This window comes from Helicobacter pylori, assembly GCF_003638305.1.
Lineage (GTDB): Bacteria > Campylobacterota > Campylobacteria > Campylobacterales > Helicobacteraceae > Helicobacter > Helicobacter pylori_DJ.
In genome coordinates this window covers 41,817-61,334 of record NZ_MVYP01000007.1, presented here as the reverse complement: position 1 = coordinate 61,334, position 19,518 = coordinate 41,817, and the positions used below count along the sequence as shown (strand labels likewise).

At 38.8% G+C, this 19,518-nt stretch carries 19 protein-coding genes and 1 pseudogene; 1 reads left to right on the top strand and 19 read right to left on the bottom strand.

All coding sequences use genetic code 11. The annotated features are described in order from the left end of the window. Positions 1–44 precede the first annotated feature (44 nt). The 7 genes and pseudogenes from EAL04_RS04425 to EAL04_RS04395 all read right to left on the bottom strand — a co-directional run bounded on the left by EAL04_RS04425 (position 45) and on the right by EAL04_RS04395 (position 7,979). Positions 45–519, bottom strand: a pseudogene (locus EAL04_RS04425) (DUF4149 domain-containing protein). A 12-nt stretch (positions 520–531) separates the two neighbouring features. Next, positions 532–1,050: a pimelyl-ACP methyl ester esterase BioV gene (gene bioV / locus EAL04_RS04420; protein WP_120973558.1), complete on the bottom strand. Its 519-nt coding sequence runs from the start codon at positions 1,048–1,050 to the stop codon at positions 532–534. A 2-nt stretch (positions 1,051–1,052) separates the two neighbouring features. Continuing rightward, positions 1,053–2,705 (bottom strand): AAA family ATPase, encoded by a 1,653-nt coding sequence (locus tag EAL04_RS04415; protein ID WP_120973555.1) that lies wholly within the window; start codon positions 2,703–2,705, stop codon positions 1,053–1,055. Continuing rightward, on the bottom strand, positions 2,692–3,948 hold the full coding sequence (gene mtaB / locus EAL04_RS04410) for a tRNA (N(6)-L-threonylcarbamoyladenosine(37)-C(2))-methylthiotransferase MtaB (protein WP_120973552.1): 1,257 nt from the start codon (positions 3,946–3,948) through the stop codon (positions 2,692–2,694). Before mtaB ends, EAL04_RS04415 begins: the two co-directional genes overlap by 14 nt. After that, entirely contained in the window at positions 3,945–5,516 is a 1,572-nt protein-coding gene (locus EAL04_RS04405) for a mechanosensitive ion channel family protein (RefSeq protein WP_001218224.1), read from the bottom strand. Before EAL04_RS04405 ends, mtaB begins: the two co-directional genes overlap by 4 nt. Continuing rightward, positions 5,507–6,538, bottom strand: a complete 1,032-nt coding sequence (gene aroB / locus EAL04_RS04400; protein WP_120973547.1) for a 3-dehydroquinate synthase — start codon at positions 6,536–6,538, stop codon at positions 5,507–5,509. The genes EAL04_RS04405 and aroB overlap by 10 nt, the downstream gene beginning before the upstream one ends. A gap of 4 nt (positions 6,539–6,542) precedes the next feature. Further along, a complete protein-coding gene (locus EAL04_RS04395) occupies positions 6,543–7,979 on the bottom strand; it encodes a COG3400 family protein (protein WP_162982485.1) in 1,437 nt (478 codons plus the stop codon). 56 nt (positions 7,980–8,035) lie between these two features. Between EAL04_RS04395 and tgt the strand changes: the two genes are divergently transcribed. Next, positions 8,036–9,151 (top strand): tRNA guanosine(34) transglycosylase Tgt, encoded by a 1,116-nt coding sequence (gene tgt, locus EAL04_RS04390; RefSeq protein ID WP_120973542.1) that lies wholly within the window; start codon positions 8,036–8,038, stop codon positions 9,149–9,151. 257 nt (positions 9,152–9,408) lie between these two features. Here tgt and EAL04_RS04385 read toward each other — a convergent pair whose 3' ends face one another. From EAL04_RS04385 to miaB, 12 genes are read right to left on the bottom strand one after another with little or no spacing between them, the layout of a single operon-like run. Beyond that, on the bottom strand, positions 9,409–10,395 hold the full coding sequence (locus tag EAL04_RS04385) for a lipid A biosynthesis lauroyl acyltransferase (protein ID WP_120973540.1): 987 nt from the start codon (positions 10,393–10,395) through the stop codon (positions 9,409–9,411). Continuing rightward, positions 10,392–11,414: a lipopolysaccharide heptosyltransferase I gene (waaC, locus tag EAL04_RS04380; protein WP_120973539.1), complete on the bottom strand. Its 1,023-nt coding sequence runs from the start codon at positions 11,412–11,414 to the stop codon at positions 10,392–10,394. The genes EAL04_RS04385 and waaC overlap by 4 nt, the downstream gene beginning before the upstream one ends. Beyond that, on the bottom strand, positions 11,411–12,865 hold the full coding sequence (locus EAL04_RS04375) for a Ppx/GppA family phosphatase (protein ID WP_120973536.1): 1,455 nt from the start codon (positions 12,863–12,865) through the stop codon (positions 11,411–11,413). Before EAL04_RS04375 ends, waaC begins: the two co-directional genes overlap by 4 nt. Before the next feature lie 9 nt (positions 12,866–12,874). Next, positions 12,875–13,129, bottom strand: a complete 255-nt coding sequence (locus EAL04_RS04370; protein ID WP_000055463.1) for a YfhL family 4Fe-4S dicluster ferredoxin — start codon at positions 13,127–13,129, stop codon at positions 12,875–12,877. A gap of 56 nt (positions 13,130–13,185) precedes the next feature. Beyond that, a complete protein-coding gene (locus EAL04_RS04365) occupies positions 13,186–13,743 on the bottom strand; it encodes a beta/alpha barrel domain-containing protein (protein WP_120973534.1) in 558 nt (185 codons plus the stop codon). Further along, on the bottom strand, positions 13,731–15,026 hold the full coding sequence (locus EAL04_RS04360; protein WP_120973532.1) for a tetratricopeptide repeat protein: 1,296 nt from the start codon (positions 15,024–15,026) through the stop codon (positions 13,731–13,733). Before EAL04_RS04360 ends, EAL04_RS04365 begins: the two co-directional genes overlap by 13 nt. Before the next feature lie 37 nt (positions 15,027–15,063). Continuing rightward, a complete protein-coding gene (locus tag EAL04_RS04355; protein ID WP_100960057.1) occupies positions 15,064–15,462 on the bottom strand; it encodes a YkgJ family cysteine cluster protein in 399 nt (132 codons plus the stop codon). 15 nt (positions 15,463–15,477) lie between these two features. Further along, positions 15,478–16,017, bottom strand: coding sequence for a hypothetical protein (locus tag EAL04_RS04350; protein ID WP_000803090.1), 540 nt, complete (start codon positions 16,015–16,017; stop codon positions 15,478–15,480). After that, the gene (locus EAL04_RS04345; RefSeq protein WP_120973530.1) at positions 16,014–16,547 is read right to left on the bottom strand and encodes a hypothetical protein; all 534 of its coding nucleotides are present in this window, start codon (positions 16,545–16,547) and stop codon (positions 16,014–16,016) included. The genes EAL04_RS04350 and EAL04_RS04345 overlap by 4 nt, the downstream gene beginning before the upstream one ends. Next, positions 16,537–17,520 carry a hypothetical protein gene (locus EAL04_RS04340; RefSeq protein WP_120973528.1) on the bottom strand — a complete coding sequence of 328 codons (984 nt, stop codon included), beginning with the start codon at positions 17,518–17,520 and terminating at the stop codon, positions 16,537–16,539. Before EAL04_RS04340 ends, EAL04_RS04345 begins: the two co-directional genes overlap by 11 nt. Next, positions 17,513–18,166 (bottom strand): lysophospholipid acyltransferase family protein, encoded by a 654-nt coding sequence (locus tag EAL04_RS04335; protein ID WP_120973527.1) that lies wholly within the window; start codon positions 18,164–18,166, stop codon positions 17,513–17,515. Before EAL04_RS04335 ends, EAL04_RS04340 begins: the two co-directional genes overlap by 8 nt. Positions 18,167–18,204: 38 nt before the next feature. After that, positions 18,205–19,518: a tRNA (N6-isopentenyl adenosine(37)-C2)-methylthiotransferase MiaB gene (miaB, locus tag EAL04_RS04330; RefSeq protein WP_120973525.1), complete on the bottom strand. Its 1,314-nt coding sequence runs from the start codon at positions 19,516–19,518 to the stop codon at positions 18,205–18,207.

The following is a 19,518-nucleotide window of genomic DNA, read 5'->3' as shown; positions in this document are numbered from 1 at the left end:
ACGCTACCCTCTCATTTCCTAGATAGTAAAACCTCCCCTTTAAATCAAACCGCATTTTTTCCAAACAAACGCCAAAAAAAACAAAGTGCACACCAGCACAAACAATTCCTTAAACAGCCATTCGCTTTGAGCGTGCGAGCGGGCAAATTCAGCGCTTTGAAGTGCGGCTTCGCCCACTTTTTGCGCGTTTAAAATATAAGGCGTGTAATAAAAAACAAAGAGCAAACACAACGCCCCTATCGCCACGCCAAGGATCAAATACACTAACGATCTTTTATAATAAATAAACGAAATGATTTCATAAAGTAACACCACAAAACCGATCGCGCCTAAAACATAATTGAAACGCACAAAGATTTGCGCCATGAGTTTCCCGCTCTCAAAGGGAGTCAGATTCAATTCAGGTAAAATGCTTGAAGCTTTGAAAACAATGGGCGCGACTATCGCTCCTAGAATGATCAAAGAGCCGCCCAAAATACCTAAAAGAAGCAAATACACCCCTAAACCAAATTTTTTCATCTTCCACCTTTTTTAAGATTTTTGCAACAAATGGTTGCAATCCTTAAACTGCCACACTTGAACTAAAGGCATAAAAAATTCTAAAAGGGCTTGAATATCAGTGATCCTGTCTTTTAACCCGATAAACACTTCAATCTTCACGCCTTTTTCTAATAAAAGTCTAATTATAGAATCACTATACTTGTAATTCAATAAAAATTCTAATTCTTCTAAAGAAGCCTCTTTTTTAAAACGCTCCAATTGAGTGCTCAAGCCCACTTCTTCATAAAAGTTGTCCATGTAGCTTTGCGGGTCTTTTTGAAACGAAGAAAGTTGCAAGCGTTTGAACGCCAAACTCTTATGCGCTAGCATGCAAGGCGAAAACAATAATAAGGAATGGATGCGGTGCTGTTGTGAGATTTCATTATAAGCGTATTCTATCGCCTTAATCGCTCCCATAGAAAAGCCTGACACATCATAAGCCCCTTTTAAAAGCCACTCTTCAAACAAAACGCTTTCATTAACAAACCCAAAACCACTAAAAAAACGCATTTTCACCCATTCAACAAATCATAGAAGTTTGCATGCTCTAAACATTCTTGCTCCAATAATAGAGCGCTCAATCGCTTGCAAGCCGCAATTTGCGGTTTTAAAAACTCCAATTGCTCTTCATAAAGAACGCTTAAAGACTCTTTTGTAGGGGTTAAAAGAAGCTCGCTAGCCATAAATTCATTCAAAAATTTCGCTTTTTGCAAATCTTGTTTAGACAGACTATAACGCTCCTTATAAAGCAACTCTAAAATAATTGTCCCGCTCAAATACACTTTAATGTAATTTTTAATCTCGCTTTCGCTATGGATTTTATTCTCATTAAAGGCGATAAATTCCCCTAATATTGGCGCTTTATCAAATTCAATTTCTAGCCAATACGCACTCAAGGCTTTCGCGCTTTGATAGAGAGCGACTAATTCCTTTTGGTTTTCGTCTAAGGTTTGGGGCTTTTTCTTGCCATAAGCGATCTTGTCTTTCACTTCCAAAATATCGCCATGAGTGATTTCTTTTCGTTGGTGTTTGAGGGCGTTTAAAGCGCTTTCATTGATTAAAGTCGCCAACATCGCCCCGCTAAAACCCACGCAAATTTTAGCGATCTTAAGATAATTGAGCGCGTGTTTTTTGTTTTCTAAAAGCTTTTCTAAAATGCTTTGTCTTTCTAGTAAATCCGGTAAAGAAATGAAAATACGCCGATCAAAACGCTTGCTCCTTAATAGCGCTTCATCCATCACTTCCATTTGGTTAGTCGCTCCTATCACCACCACCTCATCGTTTTGCAAAAACCCATCCATTTCGGTTAAAAGCTGATTAAGCGTGGCCTCTCTTTCATCGCTCCTATGCCCTCCCCTAGCCTTACCCAAAGCGTCAATTTCATCAATAAAAATAATAGATGGGGCATGCCTTTTAGCATGCATGAAAAGTTCATGCACTTTTTTAGCTCCAGCCCCCACATAAATTTGAGAGAACGCGCTCCCGCTTTCATAAAAAAACGGCACTCTGGCTTCACTCGCTAAGGCTTTAGCGATCATGGTTTTCCCCACTCCAGGAGGCCCGATTAAAAGCACGCCTTTAGGGAGAAAAATCCCTAAATCCTGGTATTTTTTAGGGTTTTTTAAATAATCTATCACTTCTAGTAATTCTTCTTTGACTTCATCCACCCCTGCAATATCTTCAAAACGCACCCCTAGCACATCGTATCGCTGGAATGCATTTTCTAATTCGTTTTTGCGCGCGCTCTCTAAACTCATTTTAGTGTCCAATCGTTTGGGCAAACGCCAAAAGATCCCAAAAAGCATGCTAGAAATGAAAAAAAGCAACGCTAAATTCATTTTAGAACCCTTGCTTAAATTTTCTCGTCTTTCTATGGGCATGCTTTCTGGGATTTTATAAACCCTTAAAAAAGCTTCTTTGTTGGTTTTATAAAGACCCTTGTTAGCATAAAAATAATTTTCATCTTCAATTAGAGTTTGCTTAGGGTGGGATTGGATCACATAAAAAAAGTCCTTACCCGATATGAGCCTAGAAACATCGCTTAAGATTAAAAAAAGCAACAAGCAAAAAGTAAGCATCAAAAACCCTAACGCCAAAACAAGCGAGCGGTTTTTGATGCGTTTAAAGGGAGCGGTGAGGTTTTCTAAAAATTTAGAAAACGGCATGGTTTTCCCTCTCCTTAATTTCATACTCTTTGATTTCTAAAAAACTAGCCCTTAAAGGCTTATCGCTTTTGATTTTAATGGGGTTGAAAAATTGATCTAAGGCTTTAAATTCGCCGTCTTTTTGTGCTTCCACTAAGGCTTTTAGGGGCGTGTTGAGCTTGAGTTGCAATTGCCTGAACGCCTTATTTTTATGGAAAATCAAATCTTTAATCGCATTCAAACGCTTTTTAGAAACTTCCAAACTCACGCTATCACGCATCAAACTAGAGGGGGTGTCTTTTCGCTTGCTGTAAATAAAAGGGTGGATGTGCGTTAAAGGCAAGCCCTCTAAATTTTTAAACGCCTTTTCAAAAACGCTTTCGCTCTCGCCCGGATGCCCCACAATAAAATCCGTGCCGATAGCAAAATTCTTAGAAGCGATTATCTCTAATAATTCCCTATCGCTTTTGGTGCGGTTTCTTCTATTCATCCTCTCTAGCATGAAATCATGGCTGTGCTGTAAAGCGATATGCAAATGTTTTTCTAAAAAATCCTCTTCTAAAAGCTCTAAAAATTCATCGTTGATTTGATTAGGCTCTAAGCTCCCAATCCTAATGCGTTTTAATCCAGCAATCTGGCTTAATTTTTTAATCAATCGTGCGATATTGCTTCCTCTATCCTTCCCATAGCTCCCCACATTGGTGCCGGTTAAAACCACTTCTTGAACCCCTTTAGAGCATAAAAGGCCCACTTGCTCTAAAATTTTCCTCTCTTCAAAACTCCTAGCCCTCCCTCTCACGCTTGGGATAATGCAATAATTGCAGTCAAAATCACAGCCCTCTTGGATCTTGATAAACGCCCTGGTTTTTCCCACAAACTCGCTCACCATCGTGGTGTCTAGGTGCTTGTTTTCTAAATTGTCATCTATAAAAAAACGCTTTTTTTCTTGTAAAAGCGCGTTAATCTTTTCTTTATTGTCATGCCCAAAAACGCCCTTTAAAAACCCTTTTTCAAAAAGCTCTTTGCCTTGAGTTTTCACCCCACAGCCAGTAAATAGCACTTCTTTATTTAATCGCGCCATTTTTTTAGCGTAGCTTCTTACCGCGCTATCGGCCCCATTGGTTACGGTGCAAGAATTGATTACAATAATATCGGCTTCTTGTTCTTCTAAAGTCGTGCCAAAGTCCTTCAAATTCTCACCCATCACTTGCGTGTCAAAAAGATTCGTCCTGCACCCAAAAGTTTTGAAATAGACTTTTTTCATTTTTGTTCCCTTTTATTCCCAAAGCCATCGCCTAGAGCATCAGCATCCACTTTAAGCAGCTTGCTGGTCGTATAAGCGATATGAATATTTTCTTCTTTCAAAAAAGCTTCAACGATTTCAGCCACAATCTTGCTCCTTAAAGACATGGTTGCATACGAATTGGTTTGATACCACACCGAGATTTTTATCCCGTTATTTTCAGGCATCAAAAAGCATCGAGGCTTCACACTCAAGCTCCTTAAAGAATACCGGTCGCGCATTTTATTGAGCTGTTTATAGGTAATATCCGTGTATTCTTTAGACAATTCTGTAGCGATATTGAGCGCAATTTTAGACGCTTTTTTAAAATCAGAATCAAATGTAACGCAAAAATCCACGCCATCCCAAACCGTTTTCATCCCAAAATGGCTGTAATTAGCGAACATGGTGGTGAAAATATAATTATTAGGCACAAAGATAATTCGGCCCGCTCTCCTGTTATTCGTGTAAGTGGTAAAGGTTACATCTTCTAAAATCGTAATGTGCAACATAGAAATATCCAACACATCGCCAATAAAAATATCCGTCCCCTTAGCGATACGCACCCTATCACCCACATGCACGCTCCCCCCAATCAAAATAATAAACCACCCAAGCAAGCTCATGAATAAATCCTTCATCGCAATCGCTAAGCCCGCGCTCGCAAAGCCTAAAACCGTTACCAAGTAAGTAACATTTTCTAAATAAGAAAAAAGAAAAATTAAAACGATCACGCTCACATTCACGAAGTTAATGGCTTTATTCACGGTATAGACGCGCTCATTATTTTCAATGTATTTGCTGGAAATGATTTTTAAAATCCACGCAAACACCACGCTCAAAAGGGCCGCTAAAAACACATAAACCAATTTAAAAAGCTGGTTTTTAACTTGAGATTTGACAATGCTTATAGCTTCATCGCTGTCTTTTTGGAAAATCCCGATCGTGGTTTTTAGAATGTTTTGAGCCCCTTGCAATTCTAAGCGTTTGGCTTGAGTTTGATAAATCTCATCGCTTAGTTTCGCGCTTTTGTCTAAGGCGTGCCACTCATTTAAAAGCTGGTGTTTTTGATCTAAAAGCTTTAAAACTTCTTCTAAAGCAGTTTGGTTATTTTTAAGACTTTCATGCTTTAAACGCATGCTTTTAATGAAAGAAATGCCATCAATGATCGCAATAGGGTTAGCGATATTAGGGATATTGGGGATATTGGGACGCTCTATCAAATCCTTAAAAGGATTGACCCCATAGCTTTCAAACATTTTTTGTTGGGACTCTAAAGCCTTTAGGGTATGCTCTAAGGTGCTAATCTTTAATAAATCCTTGCTTTTTTTGTTTTTTAAACGCCTTAATTCCTGCCTCACGCTCTCTTTTTCGGTATAAATCTGGTTGTAGATCTTGTAGTTTTCAAATTTTTTCAACCACACGTTATCGTCTTTGGCGAGTTTTTTATCCACCAAAGCCATTTGTTTTTGTATGGATGATAATTCTTGGCTTTTATCTTCTGCTTGTAAAAACAAAAAACAAAAGAATAATAATACCCTTAATGCCATTTTTCTAACACCTTTATGATCGTTTCTTTAGGGATATGAGAGACCGCTTCAAACGCTCCAATGCCTTTAGGCAGAATGAATTTGATTGTCTTATCCTCGCTTTTTTTGTCTAAAAACAAGCGTTCGTAAAATTTTTGAAGATCAAGGATTTGGTAATTGAATACCAAATCAAATTTTTTCAATAAATTTTCTATGCGTTCGTATTCTTTTAAATTGAGCATGCCTAAAGAAAGGGCTAAATCATTCGCCATGCGCATGCCAATAGCGATCGCTTCGCCATGCAAAAATCGCTCATAATCAGTCTCGTTTTCTATCGCATGCCCAAAGGTATGCCCATAGTTCAACCCGGCCCTGATGTTTTGCTCTTTTTCATCTTGAACAACGACTTGAGCTTTGATACTGACGCTTTGGAAGATTACTTCTTCTAAACAATCTTTTAAATCCTTTGTTTCCAATCTTTCTACCAGGTTTTTATCAAAACACACCGCCATTTTAATGATTTCAGCCACCCCTGCTTGAAATTCCCTTTTTTCAAGGGTTTTTAAAAAAGCTAAATCAATATAAACCGCTTTAGGCTGGTGGAACGATCCGATTAAATTCTTGCCATAAGGCGTATTGATCCCTGTTTTCCCTCCCACGCTCGCATCCACTTGAGCGAGTAAAGTCGTAGGGATATTAATAAAATCAATCCCCCTAAAATAAATACTGCTCGCAAACCCCACCATATCGCTTATCACTCCCCCACCAAGGGCTATCATTAAAGAATGGCGGTTTAATTGCATTTCAAAGGCGTTGTTTAAGATCCGCTCTAATGAATGAAAATTTTTGTATTTTTCCCCAGACTCTATCACGCACACTCTGACTTCTAAGGCTTTCAAGCGCTCTAATAAATAGGGCAAATGCAACCCGGCCACGATGCTATCGCTAATGATGAGCGCTTTTTGTTTCAATTTTATTTCAGGCAGTTCCCCCAAAAACACTTTATAGCTTTTTTCTTTTAAAGGGATTAAGATTTCTTGCATTCTTTCACTCCGCTACAGGGATAAAAATTTGAGGGTTATCATCGTTTAAAAACGCTAATTTTTCCACTTTAGTGGATAAAAACCACCAAAAGCGCGTGTGCGTGATGCACTCTTCAAAAGGCATGAAATGCAAAATGGGATTTCTTAAAGAATTGAGATACATGATAGGATTTCTAATATCGGTTTGGAAAATCTCAATCTTGCGGTTGAGCGCGTTGGCTAAATTTTCATAATGATTGACAATCTCGTTTTTATAGCGCTTGTTAGGGTCAAAATCATAGAGCAACAAGCCCAAATCCATTTGCATAGACACATCAAAGATCACTGAAGACATGTCCTCATTAATATCCAAGCTTTCATTCAAAACCACCACGCTTTGAGAGGTTTTAAACAAGCCGGAAGTGTTGGTTTTATAAACTGGGGTGGCTGTTTTATACAAGGCCTTTCGGTGTTTTTTAGATAAAAAAAGCTCTCTGCCTACCACGATTAGGCCCATTTTTTTTTGGTGGTCTTCATGAAGTTTTTGGATAAAACTTTTCCCGTAAAAATCAAAATTCACTTCAATGCTTTCGGTTTCTAGCGCTAAAAATTTGTGGTAAAACTTAGGGCTAGTGGGGTGTAAAACCTGAATGTAGAGCTTGTAGCTCTTTAAATGTTTGTGCAAAAACAAGGCCTGATACACATCGCGCATCATCGCTTTTCTGTTCTGCAAACGCATATCAATGTATAAATAAATGCTCTTACCAAAGGGGGCTGGGAACTGCCCCACATTGCTTTTGACTTGATGATACACCGCGTTTAAAATTTCAGGATTACCTGCCACTAAAAGAATGTCTCGCGGCTGGATAACCAAAGATTTAGTGGAGAGCAACAAAACATCGTTGCGATAAAGCCCTACAATCCTGTATTCTTTTTGCCTGATAGAGCCAATATGTCTGTAAGCAAAAACGCTCCCAAAAGGCACATCAATCTCCATGATCTCGCCCTTGCCTAACCCAAACTCTCTAGGGGTGCTAGGGATATTAGGCAAACGAGAAATGAATTTATTGGCTAAAACTTCAAATTCATCAATCAAAATAAGCTTTTCATCTTTATTTTCTTCATTATTTTCTAAGGTTTTTTCACCATCTTTTTTCACGCTCAAAACCACGCGCATGCGTTTGAAATGGGTCTGAATGATTTTATGAATGATGCGCTGTTCTTTAAAATCTTGTATGATTAAAAACGCATCGCTCACCTCATCGTTTAACACTTGCAAAAGCCTGAAACTAGAAGTCGCATCAAAACAATAAAAAGCGAAAGTGCTTGGGTAGTTTTTAGGGATAAGGCTCTCATTTTTGACAACCACTATATAAAAATTATGATTAGAATAATGCCTTAGCACCAAGTCTAAAAAATTTTTTGCTACAATGCCATCTAGAATAAGGGCGATTTTTTTCAATTCCAAACTTCCTAAAAAATGATTACGCCATTATATCCAAGATTAAGGCTTAAACGATGGATTTTCAACTCCAAGCGACTGACAAACACGCGCGAGCTGGTCTTTTAAATTTAGCCCATTCTCAAGTAGAGACACCCGTTTTTATGCCCGTAGGCACGCAAGGCTGTATCAAATCTTTAGACGCTATGGATATGCAAGAAATTTTAGGCGCTAAACTCATTCTAGCCAACACCTATCACATGTATTTAAGGCCGGGTGAGAAAGTGGTTGAACAATTAGGGGGTTTGCATCGTTTCGCTCAATTTCATGGGAGTTTTTTAACCGATAGTGGAGGGTTTCAAGCCTTCAGCTTGAGCGATAACGTCAAATTGCAAGAAGACGGGATCGTTTTTAAATCCCATATTGATGGGAGCAAGCATTTCTTCACGCCCGCTAAAGTTTTAGACATTCAATATTCTTTGAATAGCGATATTATGATGGTTTTAGACGATTTAGTGGGCTTGCCCGCTCCCTTAAAACGCCTTGAAGAATCCATTAAAAGAAGCGCTAAATGGGCGAATATGAGCCTAGAATACCACAAAGAAAAAAACCGCCCCAACAACAACATTTTTGCCATTATCCAGGGCGGCACGCATTTGAAAATGCGAAGCCTTAGCGTGGAATTGACGCATGAAGGTTTTGATGGTTATGCTATAGGCGGTTTAGCGGTGGGGGAAAGCGCAGATAAAATGCTAGAAACGATCGCTCACACCGCCCCCTTGCTCCCCAAAGACAAGCCTCGCTACTTAATGGGCGTAGGCACGCCTGAAAATATCCTAGACGCTATCAGTTTAGGGGTGGATATGTTTGATTGTGTGATGCCCACCAGAAACGCCAGAAACGCCACCCTTTTCACGCATTCTGGCAAGATTTCTATCAAAAACGCGCCCTATAAATTGGATGATACCCCTATTGAAGAAAATTGCGCTTGTTATGCTTGCAAACGCTATTCTAAAGCCTATTTGCACCATCTCTTTAGGGCTAAAGAACTCACCTACGCTCGTTTAGCTAGCTTGCACAATTTGCATTTTTATTTAGAGCTGGTTAAAAACGCCAGAAAAGCCATTTTAGAAAAGCGGTTTTTGAATTTTAAAAAAGAATTTTTAGAAAAATACCACTCTTGTTCGCATTGAATGATGGAATGCAAAAATACTAAAAAGCGTTTTTTTACAATCAATGACAAAAAGCTTGCGTGAGTAAGCGATAACTTTTTAAAAAAAGCGGTCTTCTTGGGTTAGGGGGTTATTTAAGGGGGGTTGTAGGGGGAATTATTTCAAAATACCCCCTATCCCCTTAAGGAAGTGGGTTTTTACTATAAAAATTAAATTTAAAAACCCTATTTTTTGAAAAAATGTAAGGTTTTGAGTATCCATTCAAGGATAACAAAACCCTATCTTTGATAAATTTCAGGGTGGGTGCTTTTAAAACGCCTGTGGAACCAAAAATAACTTTCCGGGTGGTTTCTAATCACCTCTTCGCACAAACTCGCTTGGGCTTGCGTGCATTCTAAAATATCGTTTTGCGCGTTATCAGTGATTTGAGAGCGGATACTTTCATAATAAGTCGCTGTATAATGTGAATAATCGTCATTAAAATCAATGAATACCGGCTGGATGTCTATATTGTAGCGGCGCGATAAAATAGAGGCGATCGTGGTGTGCGTAGCGTCTTTATCAAAGAATTTCACCACCACCCCATCTTTGGGCACGACATTTTGATCCACTAAAATCCCCACAAGGCCATTGCCTTGATTATACATTTTAATGAGTTCTTTCATCGCCCCTATTTTATTGACAAAACGCACCCCAAACGCCTCTCGCCTGCTCATGATCATGTGATTGATGGGGGCGAATTTAGTCAAACGCCCCAAACACCCCCTACCATAATCCTTATAATATTGCGCTAAAGTCGTGCCTACCGCTTCCCAATAGCCAAAATGCATGCATAAAGTGATCGCTTGGCCTTCCTTGTTTAAGGACTTCCACACATTCTCTTCATTGATGAGCGTGAAACGAGCGTCGTATTCATCTTTAGGGATAAAGATCACTCTAATGGTTTCTAAAATGATGAAAGCAAAATTTTCATACCCCTTTTTAATGATCCTTTTTTTCTCTTCTTCGCTTTTAGAATCCCCAAACACAAAATCCAAATTGGCCTTAGCGTCAAAATAACGGCGCCTATCAAAGGTTCTCATCAGCCACGCTAAAGCTTTAATGCACCTTAAAAACCAAAAATGGGGCATTTTAGCCAAAATAAACCCCAAAATATTCACTAAAGATTCCACGATAAAAACGCTCAAAATGCGCAGTTCTGTTTTAAAACCCTTGTCGTTTTGGTTCAATATTTTTTCGTGTATGAGTCGTTCTTTATAAGTCATTCTTTTTCCTTTAAAATGTTTAAAACGCATTCTTTAATTTTTTTAGGCTCTATATTTTGGATAGAAAAATCCTTTTTATGATAGCTGGCGTTTGAATTACCGGTAAGCGAAATATTGATCGGGCTTTCTAATTTAAAACGCTCCATGGGCGTGTTGCCATAAAGGGTGATGCTAGCTTTTTGCAACGCCCATGCCAAATGCGTGATACCCGTATCGCCCCCAATAATCACATCCATTTTAAAGAGCAACGCCTTAACCTCGTTTAAAGTGAGTTTAGGGAGCAATAACACATCGCGCTGGTGTTTTAAAGCGTGATAAAGCGTAATGGCCTTCTTTTCATCAGCATGCCATAACAAGCAAATTTGAAAATTTTCTAACATTAACGCTAATTCTTTAAAACGCTCTGTGGGGTAAGTTTTATTGATTTTAGAAGTTTCTAAAACAAAAAGGATTTTTGGCTTATTCTCATTCAAATTTAACGCATTGATTTTTGGAGAATCTTGGTAAGAAAACACTTTAAATCTAGAGCTTAAGCTCTCTGAAATTTCTTTTAAATTTTCTTTTTGGGGCAAGTTTAGGGCTTGAGAAAGGAGCGTGGAATTGCGCTTTAAAATAGGCTCATCATAAGCGATAGAAACTTTTTGCGAGTAAAAAAACGCGCTCAAACCCTCTCTAGCTGAAGCGTGATCAAAGCCGACTTTTTTAGGGGCTTTTAACATTTGAGTGATGAGGGCGGATTTGATCAAACCTTGCATGTCAATGATTATATCGTATTCATAAGCCCTTAAAGATTTAAAAAGCTTAAAAATCTTCAAAGGGTTAAAGGTTGTGAGCGTGCTTTTTAAAGCGATGGGGTGTAATTTATCAATATAGGGGGAATGCTCTAAAATCGCGCTAAATCTTTCATCCACGAACCATTCTATTTGAGCGTCAGTGAAACGCTCTTTAATAGCCGCTAAAAACACCGCGCTCACGATAATATCCCCGAGCGCTGAAAGCCTGACAATCGCTATTTTCAAGCAAACTCTATCGTCAAAGGAATGGGCTTAATGAGTTTGGGGAGCATTTCTTTAGCCAAGTAAAGCGCGTCATTAGAATGGATCACAAGCTTGTTTTTTTCTAGCGTGTATTTTAAATGGTGGCTGTCTGTCAGGCACAGATTTTCGGCTAAAGAAAGGATAAAACTCAGCCATTGTAAGGTTAAAAGGCTTGGCATCATCGCGCTCATGTGGGCGATAGCGTTGTCTTTAGGGATTTTTTTATGGCTGAATTGCGCCAATAAGCAAATGATCGCTCTATCTTGGTGGCTAAAGCCATAACTCAAAGCGTTTAAAATAAAATACGCGCTGTGCTTGTGGGCTAAATAGACGCTTAAAATCTTACCCATGCTCGCTAATTCCCCCGCAATCTTTAAATGGAAAAGGTATTTTTCATCTATTTTATGCAAGGGCGATAAGGCTTCAAACAGTTTCACGCATTCTTTTTTGACCTTTTGGCTGTGCTTTTCATGGGGTAAAAAGCGATCTTTTAAAGAGATGAGAGAGGGGTTGATATTAGGGGGGAATTTATGGTAATGGTGGCGCAATAAATCGCTCAAAAACACGCCTTCTCTCACCCCTACCCCGCTAGTGATCATTAAAGAAGTTTTTAAATGCTCCAAAACGACTGATAAAATCAACGCCCCGCTCCTAATACTATCCAAACGCTCTTCATTCACCCCTAAAAGCCGTAATTGATCTTCTTTAAGCATGACGATTTTTTCAATGAACGCTAAATTTTTATGTGCATCTATTTCATAGCCATGCAAAGAATCAATAGGGTAATCAAAGCGTTTCATGAGTATCTTACTCAACGCCCTGATTGTCCCCCCCACCCCAAAGGCGTTTTTATGCTTAAAAGGCAGTTTAGAGATCTCTTTTTGGATAAAGGCTTTAGCCAATTTGACGTCTAAGTCTTTGTCTAAAAACATTTCTTTAATGCGAATCGTGCCGACATCAAGCGAGATTAAGTCCTTAATCTTACCTTTTTCAATCAACGCGCACTCGGTGCTACCCCCTCCAATATCTATCGTGATCCCTGAATTTTTATGCAACAAATTCGCGCACGCAATCCCGCCATAGAGCGCTTCTTTTTGCCCGTCAATGATTTTGATTTGCAAACCGCAAGCCTTTTTCACCCTCGCTACAAACTCTAACCGATTAGGGGCATCGCGCACCGCTGAGGTCGCTACGCACAGGATTTTTTTGCTTTTGTATTTGAGGGCGATTTCTTTAAATTCGCTCAAGGCTTTAACGGCTCTTTGCATGGGGATTTCTTGTAAGATTCCATTAAAAGCATAACAGCCCTCTGAAATCCTAACCTTGGACTTAGTCTCAAAAAGCAAGTAAAACCCAAACTGGCTCGTCTTTTTAAAGACAGCCAAACGCACTGAATTAGAGCCTATATCAATCACGGTTGTGATTTTAGCCATTGCTAGCCTTTAATCTTGCTCTTTTAAGCTTTCGTACTTGTATTTCAATTCCTCTTTGCTCTCTGCATTATTAGGATCCGGTAAAATCGCATCTACAGGGCATACGCTCACGCAACGCGGCTCATCATCATCATACCCGTAACACTCCGTGCATCTGTCTGGATCAATATTATAAATAGGATCGCCCTCTTCAATCGCCTCACTAGGGCATTCTTCTCTGCAAGCATCGCACGCAATGCATTCATCATTCACTAATAATGACATGACTAACTCCTTTTAAAAAGTTTGAATACGATTTTTACTCTAAATTAGCTTAAAATTCAATCTAAAAAGACTATTTTTTTTTGATTATAAGAATGGGGGACCTTTTCTAGCACGCCTAAAACCCCTAAATCTTTTAAATGAGTGTAATCTGGCTTGTCAGTTTCTACAAACACGCTCAAGCCCAAACGCCAAGAAAATTCTACCATGCCCTTTAAATCTTCTTTTAAAAGCTCTTCATCTAAAATGACCCCATCAGAGCCTTGAACAAGCGATTCTAAAAGCTGGTAGTGGCTGATGAAAAAATCCTCATGGACAATCAAAGAGTTCGCATGGCGGCGCAATAACCCTAAAACTTCTAAATCAAACACGCTTGGCGCGCCTATTTCGTATAATCCTTTGAAATTGACAATGACGCAATCGGTGTGGGTGTTTTCTTTCAAAAGCTTTTCTAAAACCTCATCAGGGGTTACAAAAACACAATTTTTGGTTTGAGGAATGATTCTAGGCAAGTAAGGGTTATACGATAGGCTTTTACCTAACATTTCATAAGAAAGCATGCCCTCTTTTAAGGCCAAGCTTTTTTGTAAATTTTCTAAAATCCCTATTTCTTGCATTCTTGAATGATTTTATTGTGTTCTTTTAATTCGGATTCGTTTTGGATAAGCTCTTTAGCGATGCTAGAAAAGATCTTTTTAGCTTCCAAGCAATTCCCTAATTTGTAATAACCCCATGCTAAAGAATCCAAATAAAGCACTGATCCAGAATCCAACGCTAAGGCTTTCCTCACAAGATCCATGCCCCTTTTAACATCCATGTCATAATCTATTAAGGAATACCCTAAAAAATTATAAAAGAAAGCGTCTTGCGCGTCTTCTTTATCTTTAGTTTTAGCAAGCCAAGCTTGGCGCTCTTTGGTGGCTTGCTCTAATTTTTGAATGATGGGCAACATCTCTTCTTTGGTGAGCTTTTTCTTATTCGCGCTCAAGCTTTCATAATGATAAATCGCCTCTAAGCCTAAGAATTTAGGGTCTTTTCTTTCTTGATAGATCAAAGAAGCCTGTTTGGAAGCTTGATCAAATTTCTTTTGCGCGGTGTATAAGTCTAGCAATAAACGCCTGTCAAAGGGGAATAATTCTGCGATTTGCTGGGCCTTATCAAACTCTTTTAACAAGATTAATACCCCTATGTAAAATTGGGCGTTTTGAACAATAGGGTTTTTTTCATACAAACGAGCAAAAGTCGTTTTAGCCAAATCAAGCTCGTTAAATTGCGTGAAGGTGTTGAGCGCTTTTTGGCACAATTGCTCTGAGCAACCATACCTGTCTATATGAGATTGCAACAAATCCAAGCCCTCTTTTTTGCGGTTTTGTAAAAAATAAATCGTAATGAGTTTTTCTAGGCTGTCTTCATCATGCACTTGGTTATAAAACTTATTCAACAAAGGGAAAGCCTTATCCAAACGCTTTTGAGTCAAATACAAAGTCCCTAACACATTGTCTGTAGCTATGGTCTTTTCTTCCTTACGGATTTTGTGTAATAGTTCAATCGCCTTATCAATCTGCCCCATTTGCGCATAGCCATCCACTAAAATCTTATTGATAGAAACATCGTTACGATTATTGGTGATTTTTTGATAAAGCATGGCTAAATGCATAGCGGTTTTAATGTCCCCTAAGCTCGCCGCTGAAATGGCCGCTTCTTTAGCATACACCACCTTATTGGTTTGCTTGTAAAGATTCATATAGCCTTTTTGAGCGGCAGCAAAATCCCCTCTATGGAAAGCGTCTGAACTCAATAGGATTTGATGATCTTCTGAAAGGGTTTCAGCCTTAAGGCAAGAAAACAGACTAAAAAGCAATATATTTACTAAAAATCTTTTCTTTGTTTGAATATTCATTATTTGATTTCCTTTTTTTGTATCACTATAGTGAATTTTAGCGCACTTTAGTTTCTTTGGTTTTTTGTGTGATGCCCGGACAGCTCTGGCAAAAAGCCTTTTTTTGCTCTTTAGAGAAAGTTTTCACGCTCTCCCAAAAAGGAAAAGTCTGGCATTGCTTAGGGCGCACGCTATAAATCTGGCATTTTTTCGTCTCCAAATCCAAAAACACGCACGCCAAACCCAACTCTTTAGCGTCTTTTTCTAATAAAGAGAACTTATACCCCACCTTTTTAACATATTTTTGACTGAATTCTTCTAATTCTAATTTTAAAAAAGCGCTAATTTGTTGCATTTCTTGGATATTTAAAAAAATATACCCGCTTTCCCCCACGCAACACTTTGCCCCACAACTCTCGCATGCCTTAGGATTAAAACTAAAATCAAAATCTTGCATTAAACTACCCTTATCCTATTGGAGATCAATACTCACGCTAAATTGCACCAACAGCCCTTCATCATCTTTAGAAATTTTTAAGGGCAATTGGCTTTGAGCGCTCGGTAAATACTTGTTGATTAAGGTGAAAAAAAGATAGGTTTTTTCCAATTCGCTCGCTCTGGCCATGATAAAAAATTGGGTTTTTTGAAGGGGGTTTTGAGAGAGCAAGGGTTTGATTTTATAAGCATCAAAACATTTTTTTAAGATCTTTTCTAAGATCCGCCTAGACTCTTCATCATTAAAAATCTTTAATAAGGATTCGCTGGTTTCTTTTTGATTACGATAGTTTGCTAGGGCTGTTTCAAAATGCCTTTGCGCGTATTCTAAAACGCTTTTTTTACGATTTTCTTCTAAAAGGATTTTTTTTAATTCCAGCATGCTAGGCCATAGAAAATACTCGGTATTGAGCCAACCCAATAAGGAAAAAACCCCTAAAAAAATAAGGTTTTTAATGATAAACCCTACATCGCCTGATTGCTCTCTGTCTAAGTGTGAAAAATGCAATGGCTTCATTTAATAGACTCCGGATTTTTTATCAGCAAGGAATTAGAAAAGTTGGTGGAGACAAAATTAAACCACCCGTCGCTTAAAGGGAAAAATTCCGCCCTAGAATAATCAAACATGGGGTTTAATTTGTTTTGAAACAAAAAATAAAAGGCTTCTTTAGAAGGGGTTTTACCACTAACCACCACGCTTTGCTGGTCTATTTCAATGCTATTAATAGTGATGGAATCCGGCACAATATTCAAAAGCCCTTGCAAAACATCTCGTATATCATCGTTGTAATTCAAACGCTTTTTGGCCTCTTTAATGAGTTTTAAGGTTTCATCAGTCTTAACCTGTAAGCGACTGATTTCATGGCGGTAGAGCCTTTCTTGGATCATCAAACTAGACGCGTTGTCTTGAGTGCTTTTAATGGCGTTACGCATAAACCACACTAACCCCCCTATTACCACAAAAGATAAAAAAATGTAAAAAACCCAAATTTTAGAAAGCTTGCTGATAAGGTATTTCGCTCTTGGCTCAATATAACTAAAATGCATGCTTTTCATTCTCCATGCGCGCTAAGATATTCAAGCGCTCCACTAAAGAAAAATCAAGCCTATCCACTTCTATCATCAAAGTTTCTTGCAGATGCATTAACGCTTTGTGGTGGATTTGACAGCTGTCTAAAACAACCACTTTTTCCACAAAGTCTATCTCTCTAGAATGATAGACGCTGCACAATCCCTCTTGCAAAACATCTGCAATTAAGGGGATATTCGTCATGCCTTCAATCAAACTATAAGCGTCCTCTGTTATTTTTTCGCTATTATCCTTACTGCTGTCTAGGCCTATCGCTTCTTCAAGGCTGTCAATATCTTCTTGGATTTCGCTCAAAAACAAATTCACAGCTTCATTACTCATTCCCATAGAATCTTCTTCTTTGCTCTCTATAAACTCTTCAGGTTGCTCTTCTAAAAACACGGATTTGGCTAAAAAAATCTCTTTTTTATCCGCAATCAAAAAATAAAACCTTGAACGCTCTAAAAGCAGATACAACAACGGCTTATTTTCTAAATTATCGCGCACAAAATCATAAATAAGGCTAAAGGGCGAAAACAAAAAATCCACATCCTGGATTTTAAAACGCTTAAAATCCTTTAAAAAATCCTTAGATTCCACATAAACGCAATACTTTTGATTGACTTCACAAGCCTGATAATCTTGATTTTCTTGTTTGATTTGTTCAAACGCCTGCTTTTCGCATAAAACCTCTTTAGCTTTACTCATCGCGCTAAAATAGGTGTAGGGGTATTTTTGGCTATAAGTTCTAGCGATTTTTAAGGCTTGAATGGGGACTTCACCATTTTTAGTCTCCACTTTAGTCTCAAAAGTTTTAAAAAATTTCTCTTTGATGCGGTGGTTTTTAACCCTTAAAACTTGAGCGGATAAAAGATTGTGATCCACATTAAAAGAGATATACACTTGAGAGCAAAATTTCTCTTTAAGCGCTTTTTTTAACCCTTTAAGCACCCAAACCCCTTTGAGATTCTTCAAACCCAACAGAATCCATGCGTCTTTTTAAATATTCTTTAGCCTTTGAAAGCTCCCATTCCTTAGGGATGATCACAGATTCTAGCATGTAATAATACACTTCGCTAAAAGGCTTAGGGATTTCAAATTGATCCCAAGTGTTCAACCGCCATGCGTTTTTACAAACCACCCGACAAGCGCTAATCCCCACGCCTGATTTTTGAGCTAAAGCGATCACCCCATCCGCTATGCTGTGTCGTGGGCCTTTAGGGCCATCAGGAGTGATAGCGACATCGCAACCTTCTTTCAAGCGTTTAAGCCCTTCTATCAAAACCTTAACCCCCCCTTTTTTGCTAGAACCTCTAATGTTTTTAAAACCAAAGCTTTCAAACAAACCCGCCGCAATAGAGCCGTCAAAATGCTGGCTTGCGATCACATAAACAGAAGATTTTTGAAGCCTTAAATACGCAAACCCGATCATGCCAAGCTCCCCATGCCAACAGCTTACAATAAAGGGTTTTTCTTTTAAATTTTGAGCTAAAAAATAGCGGTTTTTACAAGTTTTATGCAACAACCAAAGGACTCCAAACGCCAAACGAGGGACAACCTTTAAAACGATATTTTTCCTGAAAAATTTTAAGCTCAATTCTCGCCTTTAAACCCGCTCTTCATTGGTTATTTTGATTAGTTGCCTTTAATGGCCGCTATCAAGCGCCCTTTGGAGTGAGAAATGATTTCCACTTTTACAAGCTCGCCCGGATTTCTTTTTTCTTTACACGCTACTTCAATGAATTTCCCCGTATCGCTGCGCCCTTCAAAACCCACGATTTGATTATCCATTTCACGCCTATTTTCCACCAACACCACATGCGTTTTGCCCACTTCCAACTTGGCTTTTTCTTCTAAAATTTCTTTGTGCCTATTTTGCAACCTCTCTAACCTTGAAGATGAAACCTCTAATGGCACTCTCTCCTTCCAAGCTTCCGCTTCAGTAAAAGGGCGTGGGGAGTAAATGAAACTATAGAGCGTGTCAAAGCACACTTTTTCTAGCACCTCCATCGTGTCTTCAAAATCCTTATCGCTCTCATTAGGAAAGCCCACGATAATATCCGTACTGATACCCACTTCAGGCACTAAAGCTTTTAACCTCTCCACCCTATTTAAAAACCACTCTTTACTATAACCTCTTCGCATCATCTTTAACACCGCACTAGATCCGCTCTGTAAGGGCATGTGGATACTCTTGCACACTTTAGGGTTTTTGGCAAAGCGTTCTAAAAATACATCATTCATGTGCAAGGGGTGAGGTGAAGTGAATCGTATCCTTTCAATGCCTTGGATTTCGCTCAATTTATCCAGTAAATCGCTAAAATCCACTTTCGCATGCTCACTACTGAAACGAACGCCGTAATTATTCACATTCTGCCCTAAAAGCATGAGCTCTTTAGTGCCGTTATTCGCTAATTTCTCAGCTTCTTTCAAAATCAAATCCATAGGGATAGAAATTTCTTTGCCCCTAGTGTGCGGGACAATGCAATAAGCGCATTTCTTATCGCAACCTATGGAGATGTTTAGTAACGATCGGATTTGAGCCTTTTTTTCAAAAAATTCAAACGCATACGCGCTTTCATCATAATCAATCGCCACCTCAACGGCTTTTTCTTTATGGATCACTTGAGAGATTTTAGACACATTCCTAGCCCCTAACACAAAGCTCACGCTTGGGGCTTTTTTCAAAATATCCGCTCCCATGTGGCTTGCAGTGCACCCGCAAACCCCGATTTTGGCGTTGGGTTTTTTGATTTTAGCGAATTGACCGATTTCTGAAAACAATTTCCTCTCGGGTTTTTCGCGCACGCTGCAAGTGTTGATTAAAATCAAATCCGCTGTTTTAGGGTCGCTAGTCTCTTTATAATCCAGTTTGGATAGTTCGCTTAGTAGATGCTCGCTATCCCTAGAATTCATCGCACAACCCATGGTTTCAATATAAACTTTCAA

Excerpts from the sequence above, each read along its gene's own strand:
- EAL04_RS04345 (WP_120973530.1), bottom strand. The coding sequence starts at position 16,547 with ATGCATTTTAGTTATATTGAGCCAAGAGCGAAATACCTTATCAGCAAG.
- EAL04_RS04405 (WP_001218224.1), bottom strand. The coding sequence starts at position 5,516 with ATGGCATTAAGGGTATTATTATTCTTTTGTTTTTTGTTTTTACAAGCA.
- EAL04_RS04375 (WP_120973536.1), bottom strand. The coding sequence starts at position 12,865 with ATGGCTAAAATCACAACCGTGATTGATATAGGCTCTAATTCAGTGCGT.
- EAL04_RS04370 (WP_000055463.1), bottom strand. The coding sequence starts at position 13,129 with ATGTCATTATTAGTGAATGATGAATGCATTGCGTGCGATGCTTGCAGA.
- EAL04_RS04415 (WP_120973555.1), bottom strand. The coding sequence starts at position 2,705 with ATGCCGTTTTCTAAATTTTTAGAAAACCTCACCGCTCCCTTTAAACGC.
- EAL04_RS04350 (WP_000803090.1), bottom strand. The coding sequence starts at position 16,017 with ATGAAGCCATTGCATTTTTCACACTTAGACAGAGAGCAATCAGGCGAT.
- EAL04_RS04385 (WP_120973540.1), bottom strand. The coding sequence starts at position 10,395 with ATGACTTATAAAGAACGACTCATACACGAAAAAATATTGAACCAAAAC.
- bioV (WP_120973558.1), bottom strand. The coding sequence starts at position 1,050 with ATGCGTTTTTTTAGTGGTTTTGGGTTTGTTAATGAAAGCGTTTTGTTT.
- EAL04_RS04360 (WP_120973532.1), bottom strand. The coding sequence starts at position 15,026 with ATGAATATTCAAACAAAGAAAAGATTTTTAGTAAATATATTGCTTTTT.
- EAL04_RS04355 (WP_100960057.1), bottom strand. The coding sequence starts at position 15,462 with ATGCAAGATTTTGATTTTAGTTTTAATCCTAAGGCATGCGAGAGTTGT.
- tgt (WP_120973542.1), top strand. The coding sequence starts at position 8,036 with ATGGATTTTCAACTCCAAGCGACTGACAAACACGCGCGAGCTGGTCTT.
- aroB (WP_120973547.1), bottom strand. The coding sequence starts at position 6,538 with ATGCAAGAAATCTTAATCCCTTTAAAAGAAAAAAGCTATAAAGTGTTT.
- mtaB (WP_120973552.1), bottom strand. The coding sequence starts at position 3,948 with ATGAAAAAAGTCTATTTCAAAACTTTTGGGTGCAGGACGAATCTTTTT.
- EAL04_RS04365 (WP_120973534.1), bottom strand. The coding sequence starts at position 13,743 with ATGCAAGAAATAGGGATTTTAGAAAATTTACAAAAAAGCTTGGCCTTA.